The organism is Microcystis sp. M49636_WE2 (genome assembly GCF_030065375.1).
GTDB lineage: Bacteria > Cyanobacteriota > Cyanobacteriia > Cyanobacteriales > Microcystaceae > Microcystis > Microcystis aeruginosa_C.
Window position 1 is genome coordinate 1 of record NZ_JASJFG010000502.1, and the last position, 1,073, is coordinate 1,073.

General features: G+C 48.2%; 1 protein-coding gene and 1 pseudogene. One reads left to right on the top strand and one right to left on the bottom strand.

The window, feature by feature from the left end; translation table 11 throughout:
- Window positions 1-142: pseudogene (locus tag PX484_RS11735) on the top strand (creatininase family protein); the annotation flags it as partial.
- 237 nt (window positions 143-379) lie between these two features.
- Here PX484_RS11735 and PX484_RS11740 read toward each other — a convergent pair.
- Window positions 380-1,073 (bottom strand): ABC transporter permease (locus tag PX484_RS11740; protein WP_288103950.1); only part of this gene is annotated, 694 nt, incomplete at its 5' end.

The window sequence follows — 1,073 nt, forward strand, 5'->3', positions numbered from 1 at the left end:
CCCCGATGGTCGTATGGGTTCCAATCCTGCTTTAGCGACTCCCGAACACGGTCAGAGATTCTATGAATTAGCGGTGAAAGAATTGAGTAATACTTATCTAGAATGGCTCTCTTGTCCTGTGTCTGAGTTGATTAGTAACTAAGCCACCGAGACCCGGAATAATTTAACTGTAACCCTAAGTAAGTAGCTGGTTATAATTAAATTAAAAATGGATTTTAGGTTCGATCCCCCCTGCCCCCCTTGATAAGGGGGGTGCCGATAGGCGGGGGGATCCCCCCTGCCCCCCTTGATAAGGGGGGTGTCTGACAACTTTTAACGCCTACCTACTTAGCTATAAAGGCAATCCTTGCCAAAAACGTCCCCGAAAAAACTTAAAAAATTAGACACTTCTGAGGGCGACAATCGGTTCCAATTTAGAGGCACGATAGGCGGGAAAAACGCCGAAAAAGAGACCGATACCCGTGGAAACGCTCAAAGACAGGGCGACGGCGCTGGTGGAAACAGTGGCAGCCAGGGGAGAGAAACTGGAGACGAGAACGATCGCTCCTGCACCGAAGAGAATACCAAGCGCACCGCCGGCGATGGAAACGAGAGTTGATTCAATCAGGAATTGTAAGAGAATATCCTGTTCTCTGGCTCCGATCGCTTTTCTTAGTCCGATTTCCCCGGTTCTTTCCGAAACCGAAACGAGCATAATATTCATCACCCCGATACCCCCGACAATTAGGGAAATACCGGCGATTAGAGCCAAAAGTAGGGTTAGACCCTGGGTAATCGTGCCGAAGATTTCGATCATCTGTTTAGCAGTTTCGACGCGAAAATCATCCTCAGCGACGATTTTATGGCGTAAACGCAGGAGATTCTGGATTTGGAACTTAGCTGCGCGGATTTCCTCCCCTGATCGAGCGGTGAGACTAATCCAACTCAACTCAACACCGTAGGGTCCGGTTTTGCCCACCAGTTGCGAGTTCATGGTGCTAAGGGGAATAATCAGCATTTCATCCTGATTATTGCCAAAAAAGGAGCCTTTCGCCTCTAAAATCCCGATCACCTCAAAACTGAGATTTTTGATC